The organism is Devosia epidermidihirudinis, assembly GCF_000971295.1.
GTDB classification, from domain to species: Bacteria; Pseudomonadota; Alphaproteobacteria; order Rhizobiales; family Devosiaceae; genus Devosia; species Devosia epidermidihirudinis.
Genome location: NZ_LANJ01000016.1, coordinates 110,891 through 125,538, shown reverse-complemented (window position 1 = coordinate 125,538; position 14,648 = coordinate 110,891). Strand labels below are relative to the sequence as shown.

Below are 14,648 nucleotides of genomic sequence, written 5' to 3'. Positions count from 1 at the left end.
TCCGGCCCCGATTTGTCGTTTCCGCTGGCGGGGCAACGGGGTAAACTGGCGCTCGAACACCCGATTTTGCAGGCTCCGGACGCGCTCTTGACCACTCGTTCCTATCTTTTTGCGCCCAATGACGAGGCCAGCGCCACCACCCGCCTGATCGCCACGGCGGCGAGCCTCACCGGTTTCATGAAGGGAGCGCCCGGCGGGCCGCTACCCGGCTGGCATGTGCCGGGGGCCGACAATAGCCAGCTTCTGGGTGGGCTCTACGATCACCTCCGTCTCACCTATCCCAAGGCTGGTCCGGCATTTTGGGCAGTGCGGCTGTGGACCAATCTGATCTGGCAGCCGGCCTATCTGGCAGTGATATCAGTTCATGCGCACGCCGCCGTGCCGCCGCTTTCTGGGCTCTCCCAATCGGCGCGCGGGCTCTATGTCGATGGCTACCGCCTGCCCAATGCCGCGCAATGGTCGGGGAGCGTTGAGGAGATGATCGAGCGTGCCGGGAGCGAGCTTGGGACCATCACCGCCGCTATGCTAGAGGAGGTCAACGCCTTCGCCCGCCTCAAGCCCTTGCCCGCACGGCGGCTGCTGGCCGACCGGATGCTGAGCCTGATGGTGCGGCTGGGCCAATGGCAGCGCCATCTGCCCCCCGCCACCATTCGCGCTTATTCCGATCAGTGGCTCGCGGTTCTGGGCCTCACGGGCCAAGGCGATCTGGAATCGGTGTTTCTGCCAGGTGGGCGGGAAATCCTGATCGTTGCGCGCAAGGGCTGTTGCCTTGATTATCGCATTGATCCCGACAAGCTCTGCGCCACCTGCCCCAAACAGGACAACGCCCTGCGCGTCGCCCGCCAGACCGCCAATGCATTGGCTGAACTCGATTAGGAACAACCATCGTGTCCGACACCAAACCAAGCCTCGCCATCACCTATTGCACCCAGTGCAACTGGTTGCTGCGCTCGGCCTGGATGGCGCAGGAAGTGCTCTCCACCTTCAGTCTGGAAATGGGCGCGGTGACGCTGGTGCCGGGAACGGGCGGGATTTTCGAGATTACGCTTGATGGACAGCTGATCTGGGAGCGCAAGCGCAACGGCGGCTTTCCCGATGTCAAACAGCTCAAGCAGATGGTGCGCGACCATATCGATCCCGAGCGCAGTCTTGGCCATATCGATCGACACAGCCCGCAATAGCCGGCTCGCCCGTGCAAGCAAAGGCAGGGGTCTTTTCTTTCTTTGTCATAGCGATACTGTACTTGCGATGAGCGGCCGGGTCGCGGTCGCTCCTTTGAGGAGGCACGGCGTCAATGGCGCATAAGTTCAAGATCACTGCCGCAGCGAATGAACAGTTCAAATTCGCCTTTGTTTACAACGCTGAATCCATTGTCTGGTCCGAGAACTACAAGGCCAAGGCGAGCGCCAAGGGCGCCATCGAATCGCTCAAGAAGAACGCGCCCGACGCCAAGACGGTGGACCTGACCAAGGACGAGACCGGCACCGGCTATCGCTTCGAAATCGCCGGCTCCAAGGATGGCCAATTCTTTGTGCGCTTCGTGGCTTCCAATGGCGAAACCATGGTTCGCTCCGAGACCTACAAGGCCAAGGCCAGCGCGGTGAACGCGATTGAATCGGTCAAGAAGAACGGCCCGGGCGCTGAAGTGGTCGACGAATCCTGATCTTGCCCGGCTCTTGGGAATTCTGGTTCCAAGCGTGACAGGTCTGGTTTAGTCTCCCGGCAAAACCTTATCGGGAGACTGCCGCCTCATGTTGCCTTTCGCCAAGACTCTTGCCGCCGCAGCGGCCACCGTTACGCTCGGCCTCGGTTCTGCTCAGGCTCTCGACATGGTCGCGCTGCCCGATCTGGCGGGCCGCACCATCGTCGCCGTCACCGAAAATGCCTATGTGCCGCTGAACTTCGTCGACCCCAAGACCGGCGAGAGCGTCGGCTTTGAATATGACCTGTTCAACGAGATCGCCAAGCGCCTCAACGCCAAGGTTGATTGGCAGCTCTCGAGCTGGGACGTGATGATCCAGGCCGTGCGCGACGGTCAGTTTGAAGTCGGCATGGATGGCATCACCATCAATGAAGACCGCGCCGACCTCATCGAGTTCTCCGACAGCTACCTCACCAGCCAGCAGCTGATGCTGGTGCGCGCTGACGAAACCCGCTTCACGGATGCGGCAAGCTTTGCCCCGGACGACAAGTTGCTGGTGGGTGCCCAGGCCGGCACCACCAATTTCTACGTCGCTGTCTATGACGTGCTCGACGGCGATGAAGCCAATCCGCGCATCAAGCTGTTCGACACCTTCGGCGCTTCGGTGCAGGCGCTGCAGTCGGGCGACGTCGATACCGTGCTGATGGATCAGACTTCGGCCAATGGCTATATCGGCGCCAATCCCGGTGCGTTCAAAGTCGTCGGCGAGCCGCTCGGTTCGGAAGATTTCGGCTTCATCCTGACGCCCGGCTCGGACCTGGTCGAGCCCATCAACGCCGCCCTCGCCCAGATCAAGGCCGACGGCACCATCGATGCGCTGCAGCAGAAGTGGTTCTACGAGTACAATTCCGCGCAGTAATCGGGCCCTGCAGTCATCGCCCTCCCCCTTGTGGGGAGGGATCAAGGGTGTGGGTCGATTGACCCTGATCTGCGCCCATCCCTCCTGATCTCCCCTCAGCGGGAGGCGGCCTCCAGTGCCGACGACGAGCCTGCGGACCCTTATAACCAGCCATGACCTATAGACCGCGTCCGCCTTCCATTCTGTCCCGCATGCCGTGGTGGCTGCTCGCCATCGGGCTGCTGTTCGTGCTCGGCGTCTGGGGCATTGCCAGCAGCGACAGCTATGCGCAGATTTTCCGCGTGCTCTCGGGCGGCATTGTCACCACGCTCTGGGTCACCGCCGTCGCCTTTGCCGCCGCAACCTTTATTGGCCTTCTGGTCGCGTTGGCGCGCACGTCGGGCAATCGGGTCTTGCGCGAGATCGCGGCGTTTTATGTCGAGATCATTCGCGGCATTCCGGTGCTGGTGTTTCTGTTTTACGTCGCCTTTGTCGGTGCGCCCTGGGCGGTATCGGGGGTCAATTGGCTGCTCGGCCCCTTTGGCAGCGCCATCACCATTCGCGACTTCGACTTCGTCTGGCGGGCCATTCTGGCGCTGACCATCTGCTACTCGGCCTTCATCGCCGAAATTTTCCGCGCCGGCATCGAGTCGGTGGATCGTGGGCAGATCGAGGCGGCGCGGGCCCTGGGGTTCACCCGCTGGAAGTGTTTCCGGCTGATCATTTTCCCCCAGGCGCTGCGCACCATCCTGCCGCCTCTGGCCAATGATTTCGTGTCGATGATCAAGGATTCCGCGCTGGTCTCGGCGCTGGGGGTGCAGGACATCACCCAGCTGGGCAAGGTCTATTCCTCCGGCACGTTCCAGTTCTTTGAGACCTATAATGTCGTGGCGTTCCTCTATCTCACCATGACCATCACGCTCTCGCTGCTGGTGCGTCTGCTGGAAAAGCGTCTGCGCAATGACCACCGCCACTAGCCATAGCGCCAAAGATACCCATCTATCGCTCAACCACAGGAGAGCCCGCCGATGAACCGCTTCGCCGCCCTCGCCATGACTGCCGTCGTCGCCGTGACCCTTGCAGCCTGCGGCGACAGCCGCGGTGTTGGCACAGTGGGGGTCGACTGGACCGGCAATGATATTGCCATCGACGCCGTCGCCGACCCCCAGGTGCAGGGCGTTGTCTGCCACCTGGCCTATTTCAACCGCTCCTTCCTCGATCGGCTGAGCCAGGGCAACTGGTTTGAAGACCCGTCCTATTCGGCACTGGATTGCTCGGTGGTCGGCCCCATCACCATCGGCAATATCTCCACCCGCTCAGGCGGCGAGGAGATCTTCAAGGAAGGCCGTTCGCTGATCTGGAAGTCGTTGCGCGTCACGCGCATGTATGACGCGGCCAACAATGCGCTGGTCTATCTCGCCCATTCGCGCGAACTGCAGCAGGGCAGCGCCAAGATGAGCCTTTCCGTCATCCCGCTCAACACCGAGCAGGTGACCTGGACCAATGGTGCGCCGGCCCGCCCAAAATAGGCCCGTTTGGCACGATTTTTCTGGCTGGAATCCCGTCATTCTCAAAATCCGGCACGCCATGGAAAAACATGGCGCGCTAGACCCTTAGAACATAAAAAGATTTCGCGGGGTGGCGCTTCTATGCGGTGCCCGCAGTACGATATTCTAGAGCGAAGGTTACCCGTCCCCACAGGGACGCGCGAGGAAAGCAAGAGCATGTCTATTCTGATCGGCGATATCGCCCCCGATTTCACCCTTGAGTCCACCGAAGGTCAGATTCATTTCCATGACTATATCGATGGGTCATGGGCAGTGCTGTTCAGCCATCCCAAGAATTTCACCCCGGTCTGCACCACCGAGCTGGGCTATACCGCCAAGCTGAAGCCCGAATTTGAGAAGCGCGGCGTCAAGGTGCTGGGCCTGTCGGTCGACAAGCTGGAAGACCATGCTGGCTGGGCTGCCGATATTGCCGAAACCCAGGGCACGGCGCTGAACTTCCCGCTGCTGGCCGATACCGAGGGCGAAGTCGCCCGCAAGTACGACATGATCCATCCCAATGCCGACAACACCCTGACCGTGCGGTCGGTGTTCGTCATCGGGCCGGACAAGAAGGTCAAGCTCAAGATCGAATACCCAGCCTCGACGGGCCGTAACTTCGATGAAGTGATCCGCGTTATCGACAGCCTGCAGCTGACGGCAAAGCATCAGGTCGCGACCCCGGTGAACTGGAACAATGGCGATGACGTGATCATCGTTCCAGCTGTGTCCAACGAGGCCGCCAAGGTGAAGTATCCCGAAGGCTGGACGGAACTGAAGCCATACCTGCGCATTGTGCCACAGCCCCGCGGCTAATGCCGCGACTGCGGTTTCTCCCCTGACGATCTGGGCGGCAGCACTCCTGCCGCCCTTTTTTGTGCCTAGCCGACGGCGAAGCTGGAATTGACGTCCTGCGGACGCACAAGGCTCACCATGCGCCAGGCTGCCAGCACCGCGACAATGGCCACTGCCACGCCCAGCACATAGATCGGCACCACGGCGATCTTGTAGTCGGCGGCGGTCACCGCCGTTGCCAGCCCCGCCGCATTGGCGGCCACACCCGCCAGCGCTGCACCGATGGCATTGCCGGCCGATTGGGTCGTCGGCAACAGGGCCGAGGTGCGATCGCGCTCGGCGTCGCTGGCCGCTTCCATCATGGTCAGGTTCAGATAGCCGTTGCAGATACCAAAGCCCGAACCGATGGTCAGCTGACCGATGACGACGATGGCCGCCTGATCAAGCTGCAGACCGACCAGCACCAGCGCCAGACCCGTGCCGATCAGGGTTGGACCGGCCTTGATCAGGATCTTGCGGGTTTCCTTCTGGCGCACATTGGCCACCGTGATCGAGGAGGCGCTCCAGGCCACCGCCAGCACTGCCGCCATCGCCCCGGCCAGGGTCGGGCCGTAGTGCCACATTTCCTGCAGCACCAGCACGAGGTAGACCGCCGAACCGGCCGCCGCCACATTGATCAGCAGCACCATCCAGAGCCCGGTGCCCACCACCGAGATCGGACGGAATGCGTCGGGCGGCATCAGCCGGTCACGGCTGCGGCCATCAAGCCAGACCGCCGCCACCAGTAGCGCGCCAGCAGCAATCAGCAGGGCTGTTGCCGGCAGGGGTGGAGCCAGCGCGGCCAGCGCGACCAGCATGATGCCCACGCCGATAAACAGCAGACGCAGGCCGGGGAAGGTTCCGGCATTGGCGACATTGGTGGCGTTTTTCACCGGCACGACGAACATCACCATGACGGCAAAGATCAACACCAGCGGCACGCTGACGAGGAAGGCCGCGCGCCAGGACACCATCTCGGTCAGAAGGCCCGCCACAGCGGGACCACCAAAGGCGGCAATGGCCCAGATCATGGCCTGCAGGCCAAACACCTTGGGCACGAGGCGGGAGGGAAACAGTTCCGGGATCAGCGCAAAGCAGATCGCCGCAACAATGCCTTCGCCCAGACCCTGCAAGGCGCGGCCCACCAGCACCTGTTCCATCGAACCGGCGGTGCCAGCAATCAGGGTGCCGATCAGAAAGACGCTGGAGGAAATGAGCAGGGCGTTGCGCGAACCGAGCCGCTGTTTGAACAGGGCAGCGCCCGAGCCGCCGACAATGGCGAACACAAGAAACAGCGTCAGCGCCCAGGAAATCAGCGCGACGCCCCCCATCTCGCCGACGGCGGTGGGCAGGGCAATGGTGGCAAGGAAGGAGTTGAAGGCCAGCAGCGCCACACCGAGGCAGAGGATCAGCGTGACGGTCGCGTAGCGCGGCACAAAGATTTCGGCCCAGCTGCCAGAGCTAGAATTGGCGGACATGAAAGGTACTTTCGGAAAAGAAATCTGCAGCCGTCATAGACCCGCATAATTAAAAAAGCAATTGCTTGTTTAATTATGCGGGCGCCCGGCGCCTGCACCCGATATTAACTCGCGCTGGATCACTGTCGGCCACCATTGCACACAGGACCTCGCCGTGACCGGTCAATCCACCACCAAACCCGATCTGCGGTATGTCGCCGGCGCTTTTCTTCTGGCCCTGTTCATCCTGATCATGCGGAACGCCATTGGCGCCCATGATGATGCATTCTTCAACGATACCGATGACGCCATGCGAATGGTGGTGGTGCACGACTTCATCAACGGCCAGGGTTGGTACGATCTGATCCAGCAGCGCCTCAACACACCCTGGGGCGCCGAAATCCATTGGTCGCGGCTGGTCGATCTGCCGCTGGCGGCGCTGACCCTGTTGTTCCGCCCGTTCTTTGGCTTGGCTGGTGCCGATATCGCTGTCGGCTATGTCTGGCCACTGGCGCTGCTGGCCGTGCTGCTGTGGCTGAGCGCCCGGCTGGCGCTCCGCCTGGTCGGCCCGGCCGGTGTCTTTCCCGCGCTGATCCTGCCGCTGCTGGCGCCATCCATCATCAGCGAGTTCGTCCCGGGGCGCGTCGACCACCACAATGTCATCATTGTGCTGACGCTCGCCATCGCCTGGGTGACCATCGAAGCCATCCAGCGCCCGCGCTATGCCATTGCGGCGGGCCTGCTTTCGGCCACCGCCATCGCTATCGCCACCGAATCCATCCCCACCATTGCTGCCGCCGCGCTGGTGTTCGGCTTTATCTGGGTTTTGGATCCCACGCGTGGCCGCACTGCCCGCCTGTTCGGCCTGACCTTTGCCATTGGCTCCATTGTGCATCTGGCCCTCTATCGCCCGCCCAGCCGCTGGTTTGAGGCCGCCTGTGACGTGCTCTCGCCGGTTTATGTTGGTGTCGCCCTGGTTGTGGCCGCCGCCTTCACCATCGTGACGCTCCTGCCTGCGCCGCGTCAGGCCTGGCAGCGTCTGCTCTGGCTGGGCGCGCTGGCGCTGGCTGGCCTTGCCGTCGTCGTTGCCCTCTATCCGGAATGCCTCAAGGGTCCCTATGCCGCGCTCGATCCGTGGCTGCAGGCCAATTGGATCGCCTCGATCAACGAGGCCATGCCGTGGACTACCGTCGTGCTGCAGCAACCCGCGGTTCTGGCCGTCGGCCTGCCGACACTGATCGGGCTGGGCGTCATCGTCTATCGTCTGGTGCGCGTCCAAGAGGAGCGCGCCGAATGGGCGGCACTGCTGGTGTTCCTGCTGTTGTCAGCGCTGGTCATGTTCGCGCAGGTGCGCGGCGCCCGACTGGCCCTCATGCCCGCCATGCCGGCCGCCGCCTGGCTGATCGTCGTGGTGCGCCAACGCTATCTCGCCAAGGCCAGTGTCTGGTCCGCCCTGGCTCTGGTGGGCAGCTGGGTCATCTTTGCCGGCACCCTGCTCACGCTGGTCATCGGCTATGCCCTGCCGGCGCGGACCCAGGAAGTGGCCGAGGCGCGCACCAGCAAGTCCCCCTGCATGATGCCGTCGGCCTTCGAAGACCTGGCGGCCATTCCAGCCGAGCGAATGATGACGCCAATCGATCTGGGCGCCCATATGCTGCTCTATACGCCGCACGCGGTCGTCGCTGCGCCCTATCATCGCAATCAGCAGGGCGTGCGTGACGCCTTCCGCTTCTTCAATGACCCGATTGCCGAAGCCCGCACCATTCTGGACGAGCGCGGCATCGGCCTCGTCGTCATCTGCCCCGGTATGGCCGAGATGCAGGGTCTGCCCGACCGCGCCGAAGACAGCTTCGTCAATCTCTATGCCCGGGACGCCCTGCCCGCCTGGCTCGAAGACGTGAGCCTGCCGGATGCTGCGCTCAAGGTCTTTGCGGTGCTGCCGCAATAAGATCTTCAAGATCGAGATCGGCGCGCAGTTTGCGCGTCAGTTTGGTCGCGATCAGGCGATGGGCTTCGGTGATATAGGCCCGGATCTCGTCATCGCTGAGCTGGCTGGCCTCTGAAACTGCCACCCAGCGCGCACGGGCGAAATAGGGCGCGGGGCGGATACCATCAAGGTCGCAGAGCAGGTCAAAGGCCATGTCTGACGCCTTGAAGCAGAGCTCACCGGGATCATCGTCGAGTAGCGCAAAGATCTTGCCGCCGACCTTGGCGACCGAGTCATCGCGCCATTGCCGCACCAGCGTGGCGCCCTGAAGGGTCAGCACGAAGCGCTCGAATTCAATTCGCCGCATTATCGGCCGATAATGTTCACCCATGCCGTCTCGTTTTGCTAACAGTCTGTGAACAAAAAGCCGACCCGGTTAACCCGGATCGGCGCAATTTGAGCTGATTCGATGCCCCCGGTAAGCGGGGATAGCGTCTGGGATTATTCGGCCGCAGCCGTCACGCCAAGACCGATCGGGCACGACACGCCCGTCCCTGCCAGACCGCAATAGCCGTTCGGGTTCTTGGCCAGATATTGCTGGTGATAGGTCTCGGCATAGTAGAACGGGCCAGCCGGGGAAATCTCGGTGGTGATGGTGCCCAGCCCCTTGGCGCTGAGGGCCGCCTGATAGGACGCCCGGCTCTTGGCCACGATCTCGGCCTGCTCCGGCGTTGTCGTGTAGATGGCCGAGCGATATTGCGTGCCCACGTCATTGCCCTGGCGCATGCCCTGGGTGGGGTCATGCTCTTCCCAGAAGCTCTTCAGCACCGTCTCGAGGCTGATGATCTTGGGATCGAACACAACCTTGACCGCCTCGGTATGGCCGGTGAGGCCCGTGCAGGCCTCTTCATAGGTCGGGTTGGGGGTGATGCCGCCCTGATAGCCCACAGCCGTCACGATCACGCCGGGCAGCTCCCAGAACAGGCGCTCCGCGCCCCAGAAGCACCCAAGGCCCAGATAGATCGTCTCTGCACCCTCGGGATAGGGTCCCTTGATCGGCTGGCCGTTGACGAAGTGACTGGCAACAATGCTCATTTCGGTGTCGCGACCCGGCAGGGCCTCGGCGGCACTCGGCAGATTCGTCGGCTTGGTTTTGAAGAACATGACGTTTCCTTTCAGGCGCGGCGGCACGCTTGGCGTGCGCCTCAGATCTGGTCCTGCTGCAGGAATCGATCGCGGCGGCGCGCGCGTCCCAGCAGGGCTAGCACAATTCCCGGCACGCCGATCACGGCAAAGGCGGGATAATTCAGTACGGCCCTGAAGGCCGCATCCAGCAGGTCGGCAAAAAACCGTGTGGCGAAAAAATCTTCCACAGCCGCCAGACTGGGTTCGTGAAGTTGCGACCAGTAATCATCCAGCGTGGTCAGGACCAATGCGTTGGCACCAAGCGACTTCGTCCCGTCGACGACAATCAACACCACCGCCAGGCCAATCAACCAGGTGCCCAATATTCTAAAGACCAACCGCATTCCATTTCCCGGCGCCAGGCGGGGATAAGTTAAGGCTGATCCAGCTATTCACCCCGTGCATAAGTCTTTTTGCCATGCCCGCGGCCTCGCTCACAAGATGGGAATGGCACGAACGCAAAACAATCGTCATCTCATTGACGTGATCACTTGCGCTAACCCCGCCGATAAGTATATTGCGCCTCGCTCGCGTCGGCCAACCAGCTGACCCCTCCGGCGTTTTCCAGCCCGAGGACAGGCGATGCGGAGAGATGGCCGAGTGGTCGAAGGCGCACGCCTGGAAAGTGTGTAGGCGGGGAACCGTCTCAAGGGTTCGAATCCCTTTCTCTCCGCCATAAATTCAAACCCTTGATATCCTTGGCTTTGCTGACTTTGGCATGCGCGGTTGTACTCCCGAAAGTACTCCCTCATGTGCGCCAAGTATCTGGTTCGCAAAGGCTCGACCTGGACCTTCCAGATCCGTGTGCCGGTCGATTTGACTCCGGATTCGACTCAAGGATCCGTATTCCCATAGGTGCAGCACAACGCACACCCGCAAGCAGGCTCTGCTTATGGCGGGTGTCGCGCAGGCGTGAGGGCATCGCTACGGGAATTTTGAGCGATGCTCTTGCCGGCGCCTGGCTATCTCACGGGGCGCCGGGTTGGGCTACTGGCGATGCTTTATCGTGAAGACGTGCTACAAATACACGTCCTCTGAGCTTTTCGGGTCCGCTCGCACCACATTCACAACGGGGTGTGGGAAAAGGTTCCGACAAAGCCTGATGCCTCCACCGAGATCATTATCGTGACTCAGGTTATGGTTGACGCCGGGTTTGTAGAATGGGTGCGGCTATCTACACGGCAGCGTTTCCCTGCGCTCATGGTATGGCAACGCGTCGAACCGCCACTGGTGGTGGTGCAGGCCCGCTGCTTCAAACACACAATGCTTACACCACAAAAAACCAGCCTCAATAAGTGGCGCGGCCGCCGGAGAGGTCGAACACTGCACCAGTGGTGAAGGAGTTTTCCGCCGACACCAGCCAGGAGACCATAGAGGCGACTTCCTCGACCAGCAGGAACCGACCACGCGGAATCTTGGACAGCATATAGTCGATATGCTGCTGGCTCACCTGCTCAAGGATGCGCGTCTTGGCAGCAGCTGGGGTGATGACATTGACCGAAATGTCGAGCGCGGCAGTTTCCTTGCCGAGACTTTTGGTCAGTCCGATCAGGCCCGCCTTGGCTGCCGAATAGGCCGAGGCATTGGGGTTGCCTTCCTTGCCCGCGATGGAGGCGATGTTGACGATCCGGCCATAGTTGTTGGCGATCATGCGGCGCACCACGACCTGATTGACCAGAAACGCGCCATAGAGATTGATGTCGAGCACGCGCCGCCATTCCTCGCGCGGATAGTCGGCCGTCGGCATGGTCGGACCAGATATCCCGGCGCTATGGACAAGAATGTCAAAGCCACTGCCCGCTGCATCGGCCGCTGCGGCGGCCGCATCAACCGAGGCCTCGTCGGTGATATCGACGGCAAAGACCGCGACCTTGCCCAGACCCGCCAATTGCTGCCGTGCTTCAGCCAGCACTTGGGCATTCACATCCCACAGCGTCACGCTGGCGCCCTCGGCGAGCAGGCGCTGGGCGATGGCAAAGCCAAGGCCCTGGGCGCCACCGGTGATGATGGCGGACCGATTGTCCAGACGAGACGTCATGATGCTTTCCCTATTCCCCGAATGCCGGCCGTACCGGCAAAATGCGCATTGGCTCCGAGTGCCTCTTCGATCCGCAGCAGTTCATTCCACTTGGCGGTGCGCTCAGAGCGCGCAAACGAACCAACCTTGAATTGCTGCGCATTCCAGCCGACTGCGAGGTGGGCGATGGCCACATCCTCGGTTTCCCCCGAGCGCGCCGAAACGACGGTACCAAAACCATGGCGCTGCGCTGCTTGCAGCGCCGCGCGGGTCTCGGTGATGGTCCCCGCCTGATTGACCTTGAGCAAGACGGCATTGACCGCATTGTCGGCGGCGGCCCGCTCGACCTTTTCGGCGCTGGTGACGAGATAGTCGTCGCCGATCACCTGCACCTTGCCGCCCGCCGCAGCGGTAAAGCGGATCAGGCCCGCGCGGTCGTCTTCGGCCAGCGGGTCTTCGATCGAGGCAATCGGGTAGCGCGCGCACCAGTCGAGCAACAGGTCGCACATAGCGTCGCTATCAAGCTCGCGCTTTTCCAGCCCGAGACGATAGTGGCCGTTCGAGCCAAATTCGGATGCCGCGATATCGAGCGAGATCGCGGCCTCGGTCGCCGGATCAAATCCGGCGCCTTCAATGGCCGCCACCAGCGTATCGAGCGCCTCTTCATTAGTGGAGAAGGCGGGCCAATAGCCACCCTCATCCGCCACGCCGGCAATCAGCCCGCGCGACTGCATGATGCGACCGGCAGAGAGATAAATCTCGGCGGTCATCTCAAGCGCCTCTGCAACGCTTTTAGCGCCGATGGGCATGACCATCAGGTCCTGAATATCGATGCGCCGACCGGCATGGGCGCCACCGCCAAAGATCTGGATTTCGGGCATGGGCAGGCTGACCGGACCGTCACCAGCCAGATATTGCCACAGCGGCTTGCCCGCGCTGGCCGCCGCTGCATGCAGCACGGCCAGTGACACCGCCACCAGCGCATTGCCGCCAAGGCGGGATTTGAGCGTCGTGCCATCGAGCGCGATCATCGCGGCATCGATCCCGGCCTGATCGGTGCCATCGCGTCCGATGAGCACAGGAGCAATTTCGGTTTCGATGGCGCGCAGGGCCTTGACGACGCCAAAGCCACCAAGGCGCTCGCCGCCATCGCGCAAGTCGAGCGCTTCACGCGACCCACGCGAGGCACCGGCTGGGGCAACGCCGCGACCGGTGCTGCCATCGGCCAGCGTCACGTCGACTTCGACCGTCGGGCGGCCGCGAGAATCCCAGATGCGGCGAGCCCTAATCTGAGTGATTGCGGTATCAGGCATGGCGCAGGCTCCAGAAATCAGGAAGTTGAGAAAGCGACGTCCCCGGCGTGACCAGCAATTGTCGCGCCAATTGGCGAAGCCAGTCGCGGGCGGGTTCATCGAGGTATTCGACAGGCGATTTGCCATCGACACGGGCTAGTAACAGACCCGGCAAAAGGTCCGCGCAACGCCGGGCAAGATCGTCGCGATCCTCCCAATCCACTTCGGCGAGATAAGCCTCGGCGATGGCGGAATGGGCGGCGAGATAGGGCGCGGGCTGAGTGTGGAACAGCGTGGCCTTGAGCAGCAGATGATTGAGCAGGAACGCCAGATCAAACGCCGGATCGCCAAAGCAGCCGCATTCAGCGTCGAGCAGCACCGGACCGCTCGGCCCCACCAACATGTTTTTGGGGCTGACATCGCCATGCATCAGCGCCTTGCGCGTGCCAGCCACCTTGTCGGCCAACGCTTCGAGCGTTGCCGCAAGATCGGGATGCGCGCGGCCGGTGGCGCGGAGATAGGGATCGAGACGGAGCGCTTCGAAGAGGTTCATGTTGTCGAACTGCGCGGGCACGTCGGGATCGGCCGCCGAGCGCTTATGGATGCGCCCCAGTGCCGTGCCGACCGACGCGGCGAACGCCACATCGACCTTGCCGTCGAGCAGCTGGCGCTTCCACACCGGATGGGTCTCTTCAGGCAGATAGGCCATGGTGAACAGGCCCGCCGCGCGGTCCTCACCCAAGATCTCGGGCACCAGCCCCGGCAACCAACCCGCGACAATCCGCAGATAGGCCGCTTCGACCGCATTGCGCTCCACCGGGGCTAGCCATTGCGCCGCCACCTTGAGCTGGGGCAGCGCGCGCTTGACGCAAAAGTGGCGGTCGCCGACTTCGGCCAGCATGATGTCCGAGGAGACCCCGCCGGTCAGCGGGGAGAGGCTGATGCTCTCTCCCTCACCCACGAGGCCCATCTGCACCAGTGCGTCGACGACAGTGTCAGTCATGGCGCAACACGCGCTGACGCTGCTCGCCCAGCCCGTCGATACCAAGGCGAATGACCTCGCCGCCCTTGAGGAAAATCGGGGCCGGCTTTTGACCCATACCAACGCCGGGCGGGGTGCCGGTGGCGATCACGTCGCCGGGCTGCAAGCTCATGAACTGGCTGAGATAGGAGACAATGTGGGCGACGCTGAAGATCATGGTGGCGGTCGAGCCGTCCTGCATGGTCTTGCCGTCCACTTCGAGCCAAAGGCGCAGGTTTTGTGGGTCCGGCACTTCGTCTGCCGTCACCAGCCACGGGCCGAGCGGGCCAAAGGTATCGCAACCCTTGCCCTTGTCCCAGGAGCCGCCACGGTTGAGCTGATAGTCGCGTTCGGAGACATCATTGATGACGCAATAGCCAGCGACGTGGTCCAGCGCATCGGCCTCGTCGATATAGCTGCCGGCCGTACCGATGACGATGCCGAGTTCGACTTCCCAATCGGTCTTGCTCGAGCCGCGCGGGATCAGCACGTCATCATTGGGTCCGACAATGGCCGAGGTCCATTTGTTGAAAATGATCGGCTCGGGCGGAATGGGCATGCCTGCTTCGGCGGCGTGATCGGCATAGTTGAGCCCGATACAGATGAACTTTCCCACTTCTCCGACGCAGGGGCCAAGCCGCGGCTCATCCTCCACCAGCGGCAGGGTCTTGGGATCGATGGCACTCAGCCGGGCAATCTCATCGGGGGTGATGGTGGCGCCGATCACATCGGCGATCTGTCCGGACAGGCTGCGCAAGCGCCCCTCAGCATCGAGCAGTCCTGGCAGTTCCTTGCCCGGCGCGCCGTATCGCAAAAGCTTCATGGGACTGT

16 protein-coding genes, 1 tRNA gene and 1 pseudogene are annotated in these 14,648 nt (G+C 62.3%); 10 read left to right on the top strand and 8 right to left on the bottom strand.

The genetic code is table 11. The features are described from left to right. The first annotated feature begins 87 nt into the window (after positions 1-87). The 8 genes and pseudogenes from WH87_RS08945 to WH87_RS08915 all read left to right on the top strand — a co-directional run bounded on the left by WH87_RS08945 (position 88) and on the right by WH87_RS08915 (position 4,900). Entirely contained in the window at positions 88-876 is a 789-nt protein-coding gene (locus WH87_RS08945) for a siderophore ferric iron reductase (RefSeq protein WP_046173241.1), read from the top strand. A gap of 11 nt (positions 877-887) precedes the next feature. Then, positions 888-1,181: a SelT/SelW/SelH family protein gene (locus tag WH87_RS08940; RefSeq protein ID WP_046139438.1), complete on the top strand. Its 294-nt coding sequence runs from the start codon at positions 888-890 to the stop codon at positions 1,179-1,181. Positions 1,182-1,294: 113 nt separating this feature from the next. Next, a pseudogene (locus WH87_RS20005) lies at positions 1,295-1,450 on the top strand (YegP family protein); the annotation flags it as partial. Positions 1,451-1,462: 12 nt separating this feature from the next. Next, the gene (locus tag WH87_RS20000) at positions 1,463-1,663 is read left to right on the top strand and encodes a YegP family protein (RefSeq protein ID WP_245622384.1); all 201 of its coding nucleotides are present in this window, start codon (positions 1,463-1,465) and stop codon (positions 1,661-1,663) included. 91 nt (positions 1,664-1,754) lie between these two features. Continuing rightward, complete coding sequence (locus WH87_RS08930) at positions 1,755-2,561, top strand: transporter substrate-binding domain-containing protein (RefSeq protein WP_407060035.1); 807 nt, start codon at positions 1,755-1,757, stop codon at positions 2,559-2,561. Between the two features lie 152 nt (positions 2,562-2,713). Continuing rightward, positions 2,714-3,517, top strand: a complete 804-nt coding sequence (locus tag WH87_RS08925) for an amino acid ABC transporter permease (RefSeq protein WP_046139441.1) — start codon at positions 2,714-2,716, stop codon at positions 3,515-3,517. A gap of 51 nt (positions 3,518-3,568) precedes the next feature. Further along, positions 3,569-4,069 (top strand): CreA family protein, encoded by a 501-nt coding sequence (locus WH87_RS08920; RefSeq protein ID WP_046139442.1) that lies wholly within the window; start codon positions 3,569-3,571, stop codon positions 4,067-4,069. A 195-nt stretch (positions 4,070-4,264) separates the two neighbouring features. Then, positions 4,265-4,900 (top strand): peroxiredoxin, encoded by a 636-nt coding sequence (locus WH87_RS08915; protein ID WP_046139443.1) that lies wholly within the window; start codon positions 4,265-4,267, stop codon positions 4,898-4,900. A gap of 65 nt (positions 4,901-4,965) precedes the next feature. Here the strand turns inward: WH87_RS08915 and WH87_RS08910 are convergent, their stop codons facing one another. Then, complete coding sequence (locus WH87_RS08910) at positions 4,966-6,396, bottom strand: MFS transporter (RefSeq protein ID WP_046139444.1); 1,431 nt, start codon at positions 6,394-6,396, stop codon at positions 4,966-4,968. Positions 6,397-6,550: 154 nt separating this feature from the next. On the opposite strand from WH87_RS08910, the gene WH87_RS08905 reads away from it, so the two are divergent. Then, positions 6,551-8,323, top strand: a complete 1,773-nt coding sequence (locus WH87_RS08905) for a hypothetical protein (protein ID WP_046139445.1) — start codon at positions 6,551-6,553, stop codon at positions 8,321-8,323. Here the strand turns inward: WH87_RS08905 and WH87_RS08900 are convergent. The 3 genes from WH87_RS08900 to WH87_RS08890 all read right to left on the bottom strand — a co-directional run bounded on the left by WH87_RS08900 (position 8,295) and on the right by WH87_RS08890 (position 9,810). After that, positions 8,295-8,669 (bottom strand): MmcQ/YjbR family DNA-binding protein, encoded by a 375-nt coding sequence (locus tag WH87_RS08900; protein WP_046139446.1) that lies wholly within the window; start codon positions 8,667-8,669, stop codon positions 8,295-8,297. The genes WH87_RS08905 and WH87_RS08900 overlap by 29 nt on opposite strands. 134 nt (positions 8,670-8,803) lie before the next feature. Continuing rightward, positions 8,804-9,466 (bottom strand): peptide-methionine (S)-S-oxide reductase MsrA, encoded by a 663-nt coding sequence (gene msrA, locus WH87_RS08895; protein WP_046139834.1) that lies wholly within the window; start codon positions 9,464-9,466, stop codon positions 8,804-8,806. A gap of 41 nt (positions 9,467-9,507) precedes the next feature. Beyond that, complete coding sequence (locus tag WH87_RS08890; protein ID WP_046139447.1) at positions 9,508-9,810, bottom strand: hypothetical protein; 303 nt, start codon at positions 9,808-9,810, stop codon at positions 9,508-9,510. A 263-nt stretch (positions 9,811-10,073) separates the two neighbouring features. On the opposite strand from WH87_RS08890, the gene WH87_RS08885 reads away from it, so the two are divergent. Then, positions 10,074-10,163: transfer RNA gene (locus WH87_RS08885), tRNA-Ser, on the top strand. Positions 10,164-10,775: 612 nt separating this feature from the next. Here the strand turns inward: WH87_RS08885 and WH87_RS08880 are convergent. Genes WH87_RS08880 through WH87_RS08865 form a run of 4 tightly spaced genes read right to left on the bottom strand, consistent with a single transcriptional unit; the run spans position 10,776 to position 14,640 of the window. Beyond that, complete coding sequence (locus WH87_RS08880; RefSeq protein ID WP_046139448.1) at positions 10,776-11,525, bottom strand: SDR family NAD(P)-dependent oxidoreductase; 750 nt, start codon at positions 11,523-11,525, stop codon at positions 10,776-10,778. Then, positions 11,522-12,817: a phosphopyruvate hydratase gene (gene eno, locus WH87_RS08875; protein ID WP_046139449.1), complete on the bottom strand. Its 1,296-nt coding sequence runs from the start codon at positions 12,815-12,817 to the stop codon at positions 11,522-11,524. The genes WH87_RS08880 and eno overlap by 4 nt, the downstream gene beginning before the upstream one ends. Continuing rightward, positions 12,810-13,799: a phosphotransferase family protein gene (locus tag WH87_RS08870; RefSeq protein ID WP_046139450.1), complete on the bottom strand. Its 990-nt coding sequence runs from the start codon at positions 13,797-13,799 to the stop codon at positions 12,810-12,812. The genes eno and WH87_RS08870 overlap by 8 nt, the downstream gene beginning before the upstream one ends. Beyond that, entirely contained in the window at positions 13,792-14,640 is an 849-nt protein-coding gene (locus WH87_RS08865; RefSeq protein WP_046139451.1) for a fumarylacetoacetate hydrolase family protein, read from the bottom strand. Before WH87_RS08865 ends, WH87_RS08870 begins: the two co-directional genes overlap by 8 nt. Between the last annotated feature and the right edge of the window lie 8 nt (positions 14,641-14,648).